The organism is Methylobacterium sp. P5_C11, from assembly GCF_054049775.1.
This window is the reverse complement of sequence record NZ_JBFULS010000056.1, coordinates 22,181-37,593: the sequence shown is the minus strand read 5'-3', so window position 1 is coordinate 37,593 and position 15,413 is coordinate 22,181. Positions and strand designations below refer to the sequence as shown.

The following is a 15,413-nucleotide window of genomic DNA, read 5'->3' as shown; positions in this document are numbered from 1 at the left end:
GGTCGCGTCCGCGCCCGGGCGGCCGGGGAGGGCGGTGGCGACGCCCGCCGTCTCGGCGGCCCTGGCGCCCCGAGGCCTCGGGCGGACCCTGCGCGCCCGCTTCCTCGCCACCCACAGGCCCGGCGGGGCAACCCGCGGCCGGTCGGCCCTGCGGGTGCAACCCTGGTCTCCGCTCGCCCGGATGGGCCGCCGCCCGGCCGCCGTGTCGCGCGTGGCGACGCTCCAGGCCGTCCCCGACATCGCCGCCGGAATCTCCGCCTCGCCCGAGCCGGCACGGTCCAGCCGGGGGCACCCGGCCCGGGGCCTCGCGGATCCGGCCGCGCTCCTCGACCGGCCGGCGACCGGACGGATCCCGAGCGCCGACCGGCTAGTCGCCGAATCCGCGCTGCTGCCGGCCATCGCCTTGGGGCTGCCGCTCCTCGACCTGCGGCTGCCGGCACCGCTCTGCACGGGCGACGAGGTTCGGATCCAGGCCTATGCCGCCCGCATCAGCGGCAGCGTCGGCTTGAAGCCCGGTGACGACCTCGACCTGTTCGGGCCGGACGGCGCACCGCGGCCCCACCTTGCGCCGGTGATGCTGGCGATGTCGGCGGTGGAACTCGGCACGCTCCGGGCCGGACCGGACCTCGTCGCCGGGGCGATCGCCCGTCTGAGACCGCTCACGCCTTCGGCAAACAATACCCCCCCCTAGCGGCGAGCCTTGCGGTTCGGCCCGCCCCGCGCCACCTCTGCCCGGCCTGTCCCCCTCACCACGAGCCCGCCCGTGCCCCTGACCGACCTTGCCGCACGCGCCGGCTCGGCCGTCAAAGCCTTCGCCGAAGCCTCGCACGACCTCTTGATCCAGCCGACGCTCCGGCTCGGGGTCACCGGGCTCGCGCGCTCGGGCAAGACCGTGTTCACCACGGCACTGATCCACCATCTCGTGGAGACCCACGCCCTGCCGGCCTTCGCGCCCGCCCAGGAGGGCCGCCTGCGTCGCGCCAAGCTGGTGCCGCAGCCCGACGACGACGTGCCGCGCTTTCCCTTCGAGGAGCATTTCGCGACCCTCACCGAGGCGCGGCGCTGGCCGCGCTCCACCGACCGGATCAGCCAGTTCCGCCTGGAGATCGCCTACGAGCGCGCCGCCGGCTGGCGCACCGGCCCCGCCACCCTCATGCTCGACGTGGTCGACTATCCGGGCGAGTGGCTCCTCGACCTCGCCCTGATCGAGACCAGCTACACGGCGTGGTCCCGTTCCACGATCGGCGGCACCCGCCGCCCGGGTCGCGCGGCCGTGGCGGCGCCGTGGCTCGAGGCGCTCAAGGGCTTCGATCCCGACGGCCCCCTCGACGAGATCGCGGCCGAGCGGGCGAGCGACGCCTTCAAGGCTTACCTCGCCGGCCTGCGCGCCGGCCCGGAATCGGTCGCCACGACGCCTCCGGGACGGTTCCTGATGCCGGGCGACCTCGCGGGCTCCCCGGCGCTCACCTTCGCGCCCCTCGATCGCCTGACCGAGACGATCGCCCCGAACAGCCTCGCCGGGCTGATGGAGCGGCGCTTCGAGGCCTACAAGACGAAGGTCGTCACGCCCTTCTTCCGCGACCACTTCCAGCGGGTCGACCGGCAGATCGTGCTGGTCGACGTGCTCTCGGCAGTCGATGCCGGGCCGACCGCCCTGGCGGAGCTGGAGGAGGCGCTGGACGCCGTGCTGCTGAGCCTCAACATCGGCCGCAACACCGTCCTGTCCCGGCTTTTCGCACCCCGGGCCGACCGGGTCCTGTTCGCCGCCACGAAGGCCGACCATCTCCACCAGACGAGCCACGACCGGCTCGACGCCCTGCTGCGGCTGCTCGTGTCCCGGGCCATGCGGCGGACGGAAGCCGCGGGCGCCCGCGTGGGCACCGTGGCGCTGGCCTCCGTGCGCGCCACCCGGGAGACCACCGTCCACGACGGGTCGGAGACGCTGCGCGCGGTGGCCGGCACCCCGGAGGCCGGCGAGGTGGTGGGCGACGAGGTCTTCGACGGCAACGGCGAGGCCGCCATCTTCCCGGGCGAGTTGCCGGCCCGCGCCGAGGCGGTGCTTGAGGGTGCGGTCGAGCCGGGCTCGCTCCGCTTCCCGCGCTTCCGGCCGCCGCTGGTGCGGCCCGACGGGCTCGGCCGGCCCGGGCACCTGCCGCAGATCCGGCTGGACCGGGCGATGCAGTTCCTGATCGGCGACAGGCTGGCGTGACGATGTCGGTGAATCTGCGGAGTCCCCAGCCATGACCCCGGGCCAGAAACCCCGTGCCTTCCGAATCACCCCTGAGCCGGCAGCGGAGCCGAGCGTCACCACGACGCCGCTCGCCGCCCGGCTGCCGCAGGCGCGGATCGTGGAGGACCCCTTCGAGATCGTCGACGCGGCCGACGGCGTCGCCGTGCCGGTGGCGCCGCGGTCGCGTTCGCCCTGGGGCGCCCTGTTCCTCTCGGCGGTGGGTGGCCTCGTCTCCCTGGGCGTCGGCCTGTCGGTCGAGCGGATGATCGCAGACCTGTTCCAGGCCGCGCCGTGGCTCGGCTGGGTGGCGCTGGCCCTGCTCGGCCTCGCGGGGCTGGCGCTCCTGGCCATCGTGGTGCGGGAACTCGCCGGCCTGCGGCGCGAGAAGAAGATCGAGCGCCTGCGCCAGTCGGCGCTGGACGCCCTCGCCACCCGCGACCACACCGGCGCGCAGGCGGTGGTGCAGGCGCTCTCGAGCTTCTACGCCGACCGCGACGCCCTGTCGGCGGGCCGCGCCCGGATCGACGCGGCCGCGGACGCGATCCTCGACGTGGACGACCGGATCGGGCTCGCGGAGCACGAGCTGCTGGCGGGGCTCGACCGGCAGGCGCGCAACGCCATCGCGACGGCGGCCAAGCAGGTCTCGGCGGTGACGGCGCTCAGCCCGCGGGCGATCGTCGACGTGGCCTTCGTGGTGTTCGCAGCCGTCCGGCTGCTGCGCCGGATCGCCGCCATCTACGGCGGCCGGCCCGGCTTTCTGGGCTTCCTGCGGCTGGGGCGGGCGGCGCTCGCGCATCTCACCGTCACCGGCGGGATGGCGGTAGGCGAGAGTGTGATGCAGCAGGTTCTGGGGCTCGGCATCGCCGCCCGGGTCTCGGCCAAGCTGGGCGAGGGCGTGCTCAACGGGCTGATGACCGCCCGGTTCGGGCTCGCGGCGCTGAACGTCTGCCGGCCGCTGCCGTTCGTGCGGGAGACCCCGCCGCGGCTCGCCGACGTCGCCGGCGAACTGCTGCGCTCGGCCGAGGCCGAGCCGAAATAGCGACGGCCTACTTCCCGCCCGCGGCGGCGCGGCGGTTGGCGATGCGCGAGAACATGTTGCCGGTGTAGTCGGCGGTTTTCGGCTTCTCGGGCTCGCCGAGCTTGGCCTCGAAGGCCTCGATCCGCTTGAGCAGCGTCACGTCGTTGAACAGCGAGCTGTTGAAGTTGCTCTGGGCGCGGGGGCCCAGGGCGGTCTGAACCGTTTCGAGTCGTTCCAGAAGCTCTTTGCGCGTCACGGTGCTCTCCAGGGGCGGCTTCGGGACGAAGAACCGCCCGTGCCCCCACTGAAGGCTGCGGTGGTAAACGGCGCGTTAACGAGCGCCGGTCACAGCCCCTTCAGGAACCCGGCGAGCCGCATCAGCCCCTCCGGCCAGGGCCCGTGCCCGCTCGCCACGTTGATATGGCCGGATTCGCCCGCGTCGACCGTCAGCGCGCCCCAGGCGTGGGCGAAATCGTCAGCGCGCTCGTAGCGGCAATGCGGATCGGTGCGGCTGGCGACCAGCAGCGACGGGAAGGGCAGGGGATCCCGCGGCATCGGCGCGAAGGCCCGAACCGAATCCGGCAGGTCCGGCGCCTCCTCGACATCCGGGAGGGCCACCAGCAGGGCGCCGCGCACGACGCCCGCCGGGAAGCGCGGCGCCGCCTCGACGCAGGCCACGACCCCGAGGCTGTGGGCGATCAGGATCACCGGCCGCGTCGCCGCCGCGACCGCCTCGGCGATGCGCCCGCACCACGCCTCCGGGGTCGGGGCGTGCCACTCGTCCTGCTCCACCACGCGCGCGGTGGCGAGGCGGCCGGCCCAGCGGGCCTGCCAATGGTCCTCCTCGGAGCCCCCGAGCCCCGGGACGATGAGGATGTCGCAATCGGCGGTCTTCATGGCGCGATGCCTATCGCCCTCCGGGCAGGGCGTCGAGACCGTCCGGTCACGCGGCCGCGATCGGGCCGACCCGCTCCCGCGCCAAGATATGGCGGGCGATCTGCATGGAGGCACGGTTCTTCGCCTTGGCCTCGATCTCGAAATCCGCCCAGACGAGATGGCGGGCGACGAGGTCGTTCACCGCCCGGTTCCACATCATGTCGGAATGGGCCGCGAGGTCCCGGACCGCATGGCCGGCGGCGCGCAGGGCCGGGTAGTCCGGCAGGGCATCCGGATCGCGATCGGACGCGACCGCCTCCCGCGACACGCTGATATGGGCCACCGGCCGCACGCCGCGCCAGGACTCCGTCACCCGGGCGATCCGGGGATCGTCCGGCTCGAGGTATTCGCCGCCGCTCTGGACCCAATGGTGATGGAGGTCGAGCACCACCGGCACCACGTCGGCGAGACGCAGCACCGCGTCGAGGCCGAAGACGTTCTCGTCGTTCTCCACCGTGACGAGGTCGCGCGCGATCCGGCTCGCGCGGGGGAGGGTGGCGCGAAAGCCCTCGACCCCAGGGTCGCCGGCGCCGACATGGATGTTGATATGGGCGCCGTGCGGGTGCCAGCCGCCGCCGTACCCCATGCGGTCGAAGATCTCGGCGTGGTAGTCGAGCTCCGACAGGCCGTTGGCGATGGCCGCCGGGTTCCGGCTCGCCAGCAGGCAGAACGGGCCGGGATGGAAGCTCAGGCGCACGCCGAGCCGGCGCGCCAGGGCGCCCGCCTCCGCTAGGCCGCGCTCCACGAGCGCCGCCATCTCCGGCTCGACGTAGAGGGCCTGCGCGATCGGGTGGGTGTAGCCCGGCAGGACGTTGCTGGCCATGCGCAGCAGGCGCTCGATCGGCGGCCGGCCCCCGACCCAGGCGATCTGGCGGGCGAGGGCGTCGAGATTGTGGGCGACGAGGCCGGCGAGCTTGGTCCGCCGGGCCGCAGGATCCAGCTTGGCGAGATGCGCCATGGTCACGCTGGTGAGGTTCATGTGCAGGGTGGCCTCCCGCTCGGCCTTGAGGGTCGCGTGGGTGCCGGGAGGCTCGTCCAAGACAAATTTGCAGCAGAATCCAAGGCGGGGCTGATCGCGCATAACGGGCACAACGCGCGGGCGACCGAGGTGTCCCCGTCGAACGCGCGGAACGGCCGCCGCACGACGACGTTGGGAGTCCCGAGCGCGGCAGTTCCGCGCACTGGCCCCCGGACACATGCCCCCGTCACCGCCGCGTTCGACCGGACACTCCGAGACCGGCTCGATCCTGTGGATCCTGATGCTCGGCTCGGCGCTGGTCGCCCTCGCCGCGGCGCCGGGCCGGCGGGGCAGCGCGGCGACGGTTCCCGCCGAACCGCCGCCGAGCGAGCCCGAACGGCCCCGCGACGACGAGCGGGGATTGCGGAAGGGCGTGGCGGCGGGGGCGCGGTCGATCTCGGGTCGCGCCGCGCTGCTCACCGCCGCGACCCAGCCGGAGCGGGGCCGCGGCGCCGACAGCCCCGCCGAGATGACGCGGTCCGGCTGGAAGGACATCGCGGTCCGGGTGTACCTGGAATTCAACAAGGACCGGGTTCTGGCGGTCGCCGCCGGCGTGACCTTCTACACCCTGCTGTCGCTGTTCCCCGCCATCGCCGCGCTGGTCACCTGCTACGGGCTGTTCGCCGACGTGACCGTGATCAACGACCACCTCGCCCAGCTGCACGCGGTGCTGCCCTCCGGGGCGGTCGAGCTCATCGGCGATCAGGTCAAGCGCATCGCCGCCAAGGGCAGCGGCTCCCTCAGCATCACGTTCTTCTCGAGCCTGCTCCTGTCGATCTGGAGCGCCAACGCGGCCATGAAAGCGATGTTCGATGCGCTGAACGTCGTCTACGAGGAGGAGGAGAAGCGCAACTTCTTCTGGCTCAACCTCCGGTCGCTCACCTTCACGGTGGGCGCCCTGCTGTTCATCATCATCGCCCTCAACGTGATCGTGGTCGTGCCGGTGGCCCTGAACTTCCTGGGCCTCGGCTCCACCGCGTGGCTGCTCGCGACCCTGCGTTGGCCGGCGATCCTGATCGTCCTGCTCGGCGGCCTCTCGGTGCTCTATCGCTTCGGTCCGAGCCGGGAGCACGCCCGCTGGCGCTGGGTCGGGGTCGGCAGCGTCGTCGCCGGCCTGCTCTGGCTCGTCGCCTCCCTCCTGTTCTCCTGGTACGTCGCCAGTTTCGGCACCTATAACGAGACCTACGGCTCGCTGGGCGCGGTGGTCGGCTTCATGACCTGGATCTGGATCTCGTCCACGATCGTCCTGCTGGGGGGCGAGATCAATGCCGAGCTGGAGCACCAGACCGCCCGCGACACCACCACGGGGGCGCCCGTGCCGCTGGGCGCCCGCCGGGCGCGGATGGCCGACACTGTCGGCGCCGCCGCCTGACCGCCGCATTCGGTTCAGGCACGGGGCGAACCCGGCTCCGGGGCTGCCGGAAGTGCTGCGCGATCCCTATATAGCGTGGCGAAAAGGGAGATCGTCATGGCCGATACGCCGACCACCAGCCCCGAGGCTCGCAGCGACGCCGAGTGGCGCGCGAGCCTGACGCCGGAGCAGTATCGGGTCCTGCGCGAGCACGGGACGGAACGGGCCGGCACGAGCTGCCTGCTCGCCGAGAAGCGCGCCGGCACCTTCACCTGCGCCGGCTGCGGGCAGCCGCTGTTCGAGCAGGGCACCAAGTTCGAGTCCGGAACCGGCTGGCCGAGCTTCTTCGACCCCATCGACGGGGCCGTCGAGACCACGGTGGATCGCAGCCACTTCATGGTCCGCACCGAGGTGCACTGCTCCCGCTGCAAGGGCCATCTCGGCCACGTCTTCGACGACGGCCCGGCGCCGACCGGCTTGCGCTACTGCATGAACGGCGCCGCGATGGATTTCGAACCGGCGGAGTAGAGCGCGCGGTTCCGAATCGGGGCTCGAAACCCGGCGCGGAACTCGGGATATCGGGGACAGAGCGCACCGCGGCAGGATCGTCGAGCCGATCCGGTCTTGATTTCGTCGCGTTTTTGCTTAGCGCTCTATAGTCTCAGGTTGTCGCTGTCCGGTGAATGGCGACGGAAGCGGTCAGGCTCTGGCGAATACGGCGTTGCAGTCCAGCTTATACGGCATGCGCGGCGGTTCCACTTGCTCCCTTCCGTCCAGTCCGGCAGCGCTCGGGGCTGTCCGCCGGATCGGCGCGCCGCCGACCAAGCGGGAGGGGTAAAAGTACATGAGCACCGTTCGCCGATTTCTGGTCGCACCGTCGCTGGTCCGTCTGATCCGCAAGGAACGGGGTGGCGCCCGGATCACCGAGGGTCACTTCGCCCCTCAGAATGGCCGCGCCTCCTACGTGCGCGTGGACGGCCAGAACTGCCAGCTGGTGCTGGTGAACAAGGGGGCGGACGGCATCCCCGTGGAGGAGCGCACCGAGGTTCCGCGCGCCCATGGCGACGCGCTGCTCGACGTCTGTCCCGGCAAGGCCGCCTACGACCGCACCACCCTGAACGCCGGCGGCCGTGAGATCGCCATCGACCGCTACGTCACGCCCGGCAGCCTGGACCTGATCAGCGTCGCCTTCGACCACGACGGCGATGCGGCCGGATTCCATGCGCCGAGCTGGTTCGGTCGTGAGGTCAGCAACGAGCCGGCCTTCGAGCGTCAGGCCCTCGCCATCCAGGGCGTGCCGGCTGCCGAGGAGGTGGCCCTGAGCAACGCGGCGCTGGACGCGGTGCTCGACCTGATCGAGCCCCGGTTCGGCTTCGGCCGCTACGGCAGCAGCAGCCGGACGTCGGAATCCGATGACGGTGCGATGGGCGCGATGCGTCGGGCCGTGGCCCCGGCCGCCCCGGCCGCGGCCGCTTCGGTCATCCCGGCCCCGCCGCCGCCCGCCCCGGAACCCGCCGCGGCATCGCCGCGTCCGGTGGAACCGGCCCCGGAGCAGCATCCCGACCCGGAGCCGGAGCCTGAGGCGGCTCCCGTGCCGGAGGCGGCCGTGCACGCCGCCGAGACGCATGCCGCGCAGCCCGCCACCGGAGACGCCCTCCACGGGGATGCCCGCATCGACGACGTCATCGAGAGCCTGTCTCAGGCCCTCGGCGCGGCGATCCACCAGCAGCCCGACCCCGCCGCCGAGCACAAGGACGGAAAGGGCGACGACCCCGCCTCGATGTTCGAGCGGTGGACCGTGCGCCCCCGCCGGACCCAGCAGCAGACCTGAGCCGGACCGGCGCGCTCCAGCGCGTCGATACCGGGACGCCTCCGGGCCGCAGTGCGGATCGTGCTGCGGCCCGTTCCTTTATGGTGCCCCCGTAGGGTGTGCCGGGGCTCCTTCGGACCGGCCCGTCCGTTCAGTCGCGGATCACCACCGCCGCCCCGCCGCGGCTCCGGGCGAGGCTGAACAGGGCGGCGGCGTGGCCGGGCGACAGGCGGATGCAGCCGTGGCTCGCCCGGCGCCCCAGGGCGCCCGTCGCGAAAGTGCCGTGGATCGCGTAGCCGCCGCGGAAGAACATCGCGTGCGGCATCGGTGAGCCGTGATACTTGCGGGAGCGCCACATCGGCGCCATCAGGCCGACGCGGAACCGGCCATTGGGCGTGACGTAGCCGCGCCGGGCCGTGGAAACCGGCCACTCGTAGGCGGGATAGCCATCCACGTAGACGCGCATGCGCTGGCGCGACTGATCGATCTGCGCGACGACACCGGCGGCGGCCGGTCCGACCGAAAGGCCGAGGAGAACGGCGCCCAGGAACGCCGTTCCGGTCCGCTTGAGTCCAGCCACGGTCACGCTCCGAAGATCACCGATCGTCGTCGGTGGGCGGGCGAGACCGGCCCGCAAGGCCGGTACAGCCGCGCTCCCGGGCATGCGCGCAATTGTCAGACGAGAAAAGTCTTCGCCGACGGGATCGACAGGTTTTTGTCACGATTGGTTCCCGGCTGATTACCGGGCGGCCGTTGAGGCGCGGGATGATAATCGCTAGCGTGCCGGCACATTGGGAGGGTGCGCGGCAGTCGCACGGGATGGACATGGCACAGGCAATCCACGCGACGGGTCCGACCGCGGCACCCCGCGAGCCCTGGTACAAGGTGCTCTACATTCAGGTCCTGATCGCCATCGCGCTCGGTGTGCTGCTCGGTTGGTACGACCCGGCCGCCGGCAAGTCGATGAAGTGGCTCGGCGACGCCTTCATCGGCCTGATCAAGATGATGATCGCCCCGATCATCTTCTGCACCATCGTGCACGGCATCGCGTCGATCGGCGACCTCAAGAAGGTCGGCCGCGTCGGCCTGAAGGCGCTGGTCTACTTCGAGGTGGTCTCCACCCTCGCGCTGCTGATCGGCGTCATCGTCGGTGAGGTGATCAAGCCGGGCGCCGGGTTCAATGCAGACCCGTCGAAGCTCGACGCCAGCAAGGTCGCGACCTACGCCAGCAAGGCGGCCTCCGATTCCACCGTCGCCCACATCCTGGCGATCATCCCGAAGAGCTTCTTCGATCCCTTCGCCACCGGCGACCTGCTGCAGGTGCTGCTGATCTCGATCCTCACCGGCGTGGTGGTGACGGGACTGGGCGAGCGCGCCGCCGCGGTGAACCACGTGATCGACACGGCCGGCCAGATCTTCTTCAAGATCATCGGCATCGTGGTGAAGCTCGCCCCCATCGGCGCCTTCGGTGCCATGGCGTTCACGATCGGCGAGTACGGCATCCAGAAGGTCTACGACCTCGCGTGGCTGGTCGGCACCTTCTACGTCACGGCGGCGCTGTTCGTGCTGGTGGTGCTCGGGACGATCGCCCGGGTGGCGGGCTTCTCGATCCTGCGCTTCCTCGCCTACATCAAGGACGAGCTGCTGATCGTGGTCGGCACCTCATCGTCAGAGACGGTGCTGCCGCAGCTCATGACGAAGATGCGCCGGCTCGGCGCGTCGGACTCCGTGGTCGGCCTCGTGGTCCCGACCGGCTATTCGTTCAACCTCGACGGCACCAACATCTACATGACCCTGGCCACGCTGTTCCTGGCGCAGGCCGTGGGCGTGGACCTGTCGGTGACCCAGTACGCGACGATCATCCTGGTGGCGATGCTGACCTCGAAGGGCGCCTCGGGCGTCACCGGCGCGGGCTTCATCACCCTGGCGGCGACGCTCTCGGCGATCCCGAACAGCCCGGTCCCGGTGGCCGCCATGACCCTGGTGCTCGGCATCGACAAGTTCATGTCCGAGTGCCGCGCGCTCACCAACCTCGTGGGCAACGGCGTCGCCTGCGTGGTGGTCAGCCGGTGGGAGGGCGAACTCGACGTGGCCAAGCTCAACGAGGTGATGGCCCACCCGTTCGCCATCGGCACCCACATCGCCGACGAGGCGCCGCAGCCGATGGGGACGGACAGCAAGGTCGCCGCCGCCGAGTGATGGGATCGCCCACGGAAGGAGCCGAGGGGCGCCCGCGCCTCGGCATCGACCTCGGCGGCACCAAGATCGCCGGGATCGTGCTGGGCCGGGACGGATCGACCCTGGCCGAGGCCCGGGTGCCCGCCCCGCGCGGCGCCTATCGGGCGACCCTCGAGGCCGTGGCCGACCTGGTTCTGTGCCTCGAAGCCGAGGCCGGCGCCCCCTGCAGCGTCGGCATCGGCATGCCGGGAAGCCTCTCCCCGGCGACCGGCCTCGTGCGGAACGCCAACTCGCACTGGCTCAACGGCCAACCGTTCGCGGCCGACCTCGGCGGGCGGCTGGCGCGGCCTCTCCGGATCGAGAACGACGCCAACTGCCTGGCGGTCTCGGAGGCGATCGACGGCGCCGGCGCGGGCGCGCGCGTGGTCTGGGCGGTGATCCTGGGCACCGGCGTCGGCTCCGGCATCGCCATCGACGGGCGGGCACTCACGGGCAGCAACGGCATCGCGGGCGAATGGGGCCACGGCCCCCTGCCGGCGCCCCGCGACGAGGAACGGCCGGGTCCCGCCTGCTATTGCGGCCGCCGGGGCTGCGTCGAGACCTGGCTATCCGGACCCGGGCTCGCGGCGGACCACGCGCGGCGGCACAGCGGGAGCCTGACCGCCGAGGCGGTCGTCGCGGAAGCCCGTGGCGGCAGCGTGGCGGCGCAGGAGACGCTGGCCGTGCACCTCGAGCGGCTCGGTCGCGCGGCCGCCCAGGTGGTGAACCTGCTCGACCCGGATGTGATCGTGATCGGCGGCGGCCTGTCGCGGATTCCGGAGCTGATCGCGGACCTTCCGGCGGCGATCGCCCCCCATGTCTTCTCGGACGCCTTCGACACCCCCGTGCGGGCGAGCCTGCACGGCGACGCGTCGGGCGTGCGCGGGGCGGCGTGGCTGTGGGAGGCGGAGACCGTCTGAGGCCCGTCCCACGCCAGTCCGGGCTCGATCAAACCGCCAAGCTCATAGAGACGTCGCTTGCGGGTCCGAAGGGGGCAGGGCAGGAGGGCGGCATCGCCTCGCCGAAGCCCCGATGATCGTCCGCACCCGGCCCAACCTGCTGACCCTGCTGTTCACCCTGCGCGGCTCGATCCTGCCGCGGGTGGCGCCGAAGCTCGCCGGGATCGTCGGGGTCTCCTGCGCGGTTGTGTGGGCGGAGTCGCGGTGGCCCACGCTGTTTCCGGTCTCCGCGGGGGTCACGCCCTTCACCGTGGTGGGCCTCGCCCTCTCGATCTTCCTGAGCTTCCGCAACAACGCCTGCTACGAGCGCTGGTGGGAGGCCCGGAAGCACTGGGGCAGCCTGATCGGCGAGGTGCGCAACCTCGCCCGCATCCTCCCGGCCCTGCTGCCGGAGCGGGACGCGGCCCTGCAACTGCGACGCCTGTCGGCCTTCGCGCACGGGCTCCACGCCCGCCTGCGCGACCTCGACGAGGGGGCGGCGGTCGCACGGCGGAGCCCTGATTCGGACCTGGGCGGTCCGAACCCGACCGACTCGGTGCTGGCTGCGATCACCCGCGACCTGGCCGTGCTGACGCGCGCGGGCCGCCTCAGCGACATCCAGTTCGGCATTCTCGAAGCCCGGATCGAGGCGCTGTCGGGCGTCCACACCGCCTGCGAGCGCCTCGCCAACACGCCGCTGCCCTTCGCCTACACCCTCCTCGTCTACCGGACCGCGTGGCTCTACTGCCTGCTCCTGCCGGTGGGCCTCACGGGCTCCCTGGGCTGGACGACGCCGGTGGTGGTGGCACTCGTGGCCTACACGTTCTTCGGCCTCGACGCCCTTGGCGACGAACTCGAGGAGCCGTTCGGCACCGAGCCGAACGACCTGCCCCTCGACGCCATGGTCCGCGCCGTGGACCGCATCGTCCACCACGCCCTCGGCGAGCCGATGCCGGAGGCGCTGGCGCCGGACGGGTACTGGCTGCGCTAGCGTCGGCGCCTATCCGTTCCAGGCGCGCAGCACGGGCTCGGTGCGGTCGTGCTCGTAGCCGAGCACCGAGACGCTCGCAGTGCCGAGGACGAGGCGTGCACCGCCCTGCGGCGGCAGGCCGATCCAGCGCGCCGCGAGCACCCGCAGGACATGCGCACTGGAGAATACGATGAGGTCGGCATCGCGAGTACGGGCTTGGGCGATGACCCGGTCCGCCCGAACCCCGACGGCCTCGGCCGTCTCACCGCCCGGGCAGCCGTCGCGGAACAGGCGCCAATCCGGCCGCTCGGCCAGGATCGCCTTCGTGGTCCGGCCCTCGTAGGCGCCGTAATCCCATTCGGCGAGATCCGGATCGATCACGCGCCGGTCTCCGAAACCCGCCAGCGCGCAGGTGGTGGAGGCCCGGCTCGACGGGCTCGACCAGGCCTGCGTGTAGGAACGGGCCGCCAAGCGCGGGGCGAGGGCGCGCGCCGCGGTCTCGCCCTCCGGGGTCAGAGGAATGTCGCTGCGCCCGGTATGCTGGCCGGACCGGCTCCAGGCGGTCTCGCCGTGTCGGACCAGCGTGATCTGCGGAAACGGGCTCTCGGACATGCACGCCTCCCGGGGCGCGTCCGCGGCGGCCCTATCATCAACGCGGTTGCCGCGCTTCCGTCTCATCCGCCCGGCAGACGCGGCTCAAGATCATGCTTGCGCCCGTCGCGAAACGCACATAAACATATCTTTATGTCTATCGAACGCAGGCAAGAGGCGGGATCGATCCCCTTTCCGGACGCGCTGGGCGTCCTGCGCGCGGCCGCCGAGGAGACGCGCCTGCGGATCCTGGCGCTGCTCGTCGAAGGCGAGCTTTCGGTCTCGGATCTCACCGACATCCTCGGTCAGTCGCAGCCCCGGATCTCGCGTCACCTCAAGCTGCTGGTGGAGGCCGGGCTGGTGGAACGCCACCGCGAGGGCGCCTGGGCCTTCTTCCGGCTGTCCGATGCCCGCGCCGGCCTGGCAGATCCACTGCTGTCCGGCCTCGACCGGACCGCGCCGCCGCTGTCGGAGGACCGCGCGCGGCTCGACGCCGTCCGGGCGCAGCGCGCCGAGGCGGCCGGGACCTTCTTCGCACGCCTCGCACCCAAATGGGACGAGCTGCGCTCGCTGCACGTGCCCGAGGCGATCGTGGAGGCCGCGGTGCTCGACGCCCTGGGCGACCGCCCGATCGGCAGCCTGATCGATCTGGGCACCGGTACGGGCCGCATGCTCGGCCTGCTGGCCCCCCGGGCCAGCCGCGCCACCGGGCTCGATTCGAGCCACGCGATGCTGTCCGTCGCGCGGGCCAACCTGGAGCGCCAGGGCCTGTCGCGGGTCGACCTCCGGCAGGGCGACATCCACGCGCCGCCCTTCGCCCGGGCGAGCTTCGACCTCGTGGTGGTCCATCAGGTGCTGCATTATCTCGACGACCCGGCCCGGGCGCTCCGCGGCGCCGCGCGCCTCGTGACGCCGGGCGGCCGTCTGCTGGTGGTGGATTTCGCGCCGCACGCGCTGGAATTCCTCCGTACCGGCCAAGCCCACCGGCGCCTCGGCTTCTCGGCCGAGCAGGTCTCCGGCTGGCTCGCCGAGGCGGGGCTCGCCACGGTCGCCACCCGCGATCTGGCGCCCCGTGAATCGGGCCAGCTCACCGTGACGCTCTGGCTGGCCCAGGACGGGCTCGCTGAGGACGGGCTCGCCGACGACAGCACTGAACAGCCTCAGCGCGCCGTCGCCTGAGAGATCCCATCGTCTGAACCGACCGACATAGAGGACGAGACCCCGATGCGCCGCTCCACCCACCGCGCCAGCCGCGACGGCTACCACCCGATCCGCGTCTCGATCGAGTTCTTCCCGCCGAAGACCGACGAGATGGAAAAGATCCTCTGGAACTCCATCGAGCGCCTCGCGCCGCTGCAGCCGAGCTTCGTCTCGGTGACCTACGGGGCCGGCGGCTCGACCCGGGAACGCACCCACAACACGGTGGCCCGGATGGTCCGCGAGACCGGCCTCAAGCCCGCCGCGCACCTCACCTGCGTGGACGCCTCCCGCGAGGAGATCGACGCGGTGGTCCAGTCCTACTGGGATGCGGGCGTGCGCCATATCGTGGCGCTCCGGGGCGACCCGGCCGAGGGCGTCGGCCACGCCTACCGGCCGCATCCGGAGGGCTACGCCTCGACGGCCGAGCTGGTGGCGGGGATCAAGCGGATCGGCGACTTCAAGGTCTCGGTCTCGGCCTATCCCGAGAAGCACCCCGAGGCGGCCTCGCTCGACGCCGACATCGACGCCCTGAAGGCCAAGGTCGATGCCGGGGCCGACCAGGCGATCACCCAGTTCTTCTTCGAGAACGAGATCTACCTGCGCTACCTGGAGAAGGTCCGGGCCGCCGGGATCACGATCCCGATCATCCCGGGCATCCTGCCGGTGCAGAACTTCAAGCAGGCGGCGAACTTCGCCCGCCGCACCGGCGCCTCAGTGCCCTACTGGCTGGCCGCCCGGTTCGAGGGGTTGGAGGACGACGTCGAGACCCGCCGCCTCGTCGCCGGCGCTGTGGCGGCCGAGCAGGTGCTGGACCTCGTGGACGAGGGCGTCAACGACTTCCACTTCTACTCGATGAACCGGTCGGATCTGGTCTATGCGATCTGCCACCTGCTCGGCCTGCGTGCGCAGGCGCCGAAGCTGGCGGCCGCGAAGGCGGCGGCTTAATTTTCGAGACCGCGCTTGACGCCCCCGGTCCGTCATCGCGAGCGCAGCGAAGCGACCCAGGGCAGCGCGACATCCGTAAGCGTGGCGCTGCTGGATTGCTTCGCTCCGCTCGCAAAGACGGGGACGTTTCCGCGCCCATGGCACGGAAGCGTCTGATGTAACGAAGTTTTTTACCCTCCCGAGGTGCCG

At 71.9% G+C, this 15,413-nt stretch carries 15 protein-coding genes and 1 pseudogene; 11 read left to right on the top strand and 5 right to left on the bottom strand.

Translation table 11 applies throughout. The annotated features are described in order from the left end of the window. From ACXJKQ_RS22845 to ACXJKQ_RS22835, 3 genes and pseudogenes are all read left to right on the top strand, one after another. Nucleotides 1-691, top strand: a pseudogene (locus tag ACXJKQ_RS22845) (hypothetical protein); the annotation flags it as partial. A 72-nt stretch (nt 692-763) separates the two neighbouring features. Next, nucleotides 764-2,209: a YcjX family protein gene (locus ACXJKQ_RS22840; RefSeq protein WP_457107984.1), complete on the top strand. Its 1,446-nt coding sequence runs from the start codon at nt 764-766 to the stop codon at nt 2,207-2,209. A 31-nt stretch (nt 2,210-2,240) separates the two neighbouring features. Continuing rightward, nucleotides 2,241-3,269, top strand: a complete 1,029-nt coding sequence (locus ACXJKQ_RS22835) for a YcjF family protein (RefSeq protein ID WP_457107983.1) — start codon at nt 2,241-2,243, stop codon at nt 3,267-3,269. Between the two features lie 7 nt (nt 3,270-3,276). On the opposite strand, the gene ACXJKQ_RS22830 is transcribed toward ACXJKQ_RS22835, so the two are convergent. The 3 genes from ACXJKQ_RS22830 to ACXJKQ_RS22820 form a co-directional block, all read right to left on the bottom strand. Continuing rightward, nucleotides 3,277-3,504, bottom strand: a complete 228-nt coding sequence (locus ACXJKQ_RS22830; RefSeq protein ID WP_457107982.1) for a hypothetical protein — start codon at nt 3,502-3,504, stop codon at nt 3,277-3,279. Nucleotides 3,505-3,593: 89 nt separating this feature from the next. Continuing rightward, complete coding sequence (locus tag ACXJKQ_RS22825) at nt 3,594-4,145, bottom strand: RBBP9/YdeN family alpha/beta hydrolase (protein WP_457107981.1); 552 nt, start codon at nt 4,143-4,145, stop codon at nt 3,594-3,596. Between the two features lie 46 nt (nt 4,146-4,191). Then, nucleotides 4,192-5,265: a UV damage endonuclease UvsE gene (locus ACXJKQ_RS22820; RefSeq protein ID WP_457107980.1), complete on the bottom strand. Its 1,074-nt coding sequence runs from the start codon at nt 5,263-5,265 to the stop codon at nt 4,192-4,194. Nucleotides 5,266-5,380: 115 nt separating this feature from the next. Between ACXJKQ_RS22820 and ACXJKQ_RS22815 the strand changes: the two genes are divergently transcribed. From ACXJKQ_RS22815 to ACXJKQ_RS22805, 3 genes are all read left to right on the top strand, one after another. Then, nucleotides 5,381-6,574 (top strand): YihY/virulence factor BrkB family protein, encoded by a 1,194-nt coding sequence (locus tag ACXJKQ_RS22815; RefSeq protein ID WP_457107979.1) that lies wholly within the window; start codon nt 5,381-5,383, stop codon nt 6,572-6,574. A gap of 96 nt (nt 6,575-6,670) precedes the next feature. Beyond that, entirely contained in the window at nt 6,671-7,081 is a 411-nt protein-coding gene (gene msrB / locus ACXJKQ_RS22810; protein ID WP_457107978.1) for a peptide-methionine (R)-S-oxide reductase MsrB, read from the top strand. Nucleotides 7,082-7,397: 316 nt separating this feature from the next. Continuing rightward, nucleotides 7,398-8,384, top strand: coding sequence for a hypothetical protein (locus ACXJKQ_RS22805; RefSeq protein ID WP_457107977.1), 987 nt, complete (start codon nt 7,398-7,400; stop codon nt 8,382-8,384). A 130-nt stretch (nt 8,385-8,514) separates the two neighbouring features. Here the strand turns inward: ACXJKQ_RS22805 and ACXJKQ_RS22800 are convergent, their stop codons facing one another. Next, nucleotides 8,515-8,943: a L,D-transpeptidase gene (locus tag ACXJKQ_RS22800; RefSeq protein WP_457107976.1), complete on the bottom strand. Its 429-nt coding sequence runs from the start codon at nt 8,941-8,943 to the stop codon at nt 8,515-8,517. Nucleotides 8,944-9,188: 245 nt separating this feature from the next. Here ACXJKQ_RS22800 and ACXJKQ_RS22795 point away from each other — a divergent pair, with 245 nt between their 5' ends. From ACXJKQ_RS22795 to ACXJKQ_RS22785, 3 genes are all read left to right on the top strand, one after another. After that, a complete protein-coding gene (locus ACXJKQ_RS22795; protein WP_457107975.1) occupies nt 9,189-10,562 on the top strand; it encodes a dicarboxylate/amino acid:cation symporter in 1,374 nt (457 codons plus the stop codon). Beyond that, the gene (locus tag ACXJKQ_RS22790; protein ID WP_457107974.1) at nt 10,562-11,500 is read left to right on the top strand and encodes an ROK family protein; all 939 of its coding nucleotides are present in this window, start codon (nt 10,562-10,564) and stop codon (nt 11,498-11,500) included. Before ACXJKQ_RS22795 ends, ACXJKQ_RS22790 begins: the two co-directional genes overlap by 1 nt. Before the next feature lie 112 nt (nt 11,501-11,612). Then, complete coding sequence (locus ACXJKQ_RS22785) at nt 11,613-12,509, top strand: bestrophin family protein (RefSeq protein ID WP_457107973.1); 897 nt, start codon at nt 11,613-11,615, stop codon at nt 12,507-12,509. 9 nt (nt 12,510-12,518) lie between these two features. On the opposite strand, the gene ACXJKQ_RS22780 is transcribed toward ACXJKQ_RS22785, so the two are convergent. Then, nucleotides 12,519-13,100, bottom strand: coding sequence for a histidine phosphatase family protein (locus ACXJKQ_RS22780; RefSeq protein ID WP_457107972.1), 582 nt, complete (start codon nt 13,098-13,100; stop codon nt 12,519-12,521). A gap of 132 nt (nt 13,101-13,232) precedes the next feature. Between ACXJKQ_RS22780 and ACXJKQ_RS22775 the strand changes: the two genes are divergently transcribed. Together ACXJKQ_RS22775 and metF are read left to right on the top strand one after the other, a co-directional pair. Continuing rightward, nucleotides 13,233-14,258: an ArsR/SmtB family transcription factor gene (locus ACXJKQ_RS22775; RefSeq protein WP_457107971.1), complete on the top strand. Its 1,026-nt coding sequence runs from the start codon at nt 13,233-13,235 to the stop codon at nt 14,256-14,258. Between the two features lie 45 nt (nt 14,259-14,303). Continuing rightward, nucleotides 14,304-15,224, top strand: coding sequence for a methylenetetrahydrofolate reductase [NAD(P)H] (gene metF / locus ACXJKQ_RS22770; RefSeq protein WP_457107970.1), 921 nt, complete (start codon nt 14,304-14,306; stop codon nt 15,222-15,224). The last annotated feature ends 189 nt before the right edge of the window (nt 15,225-15,413 follow it).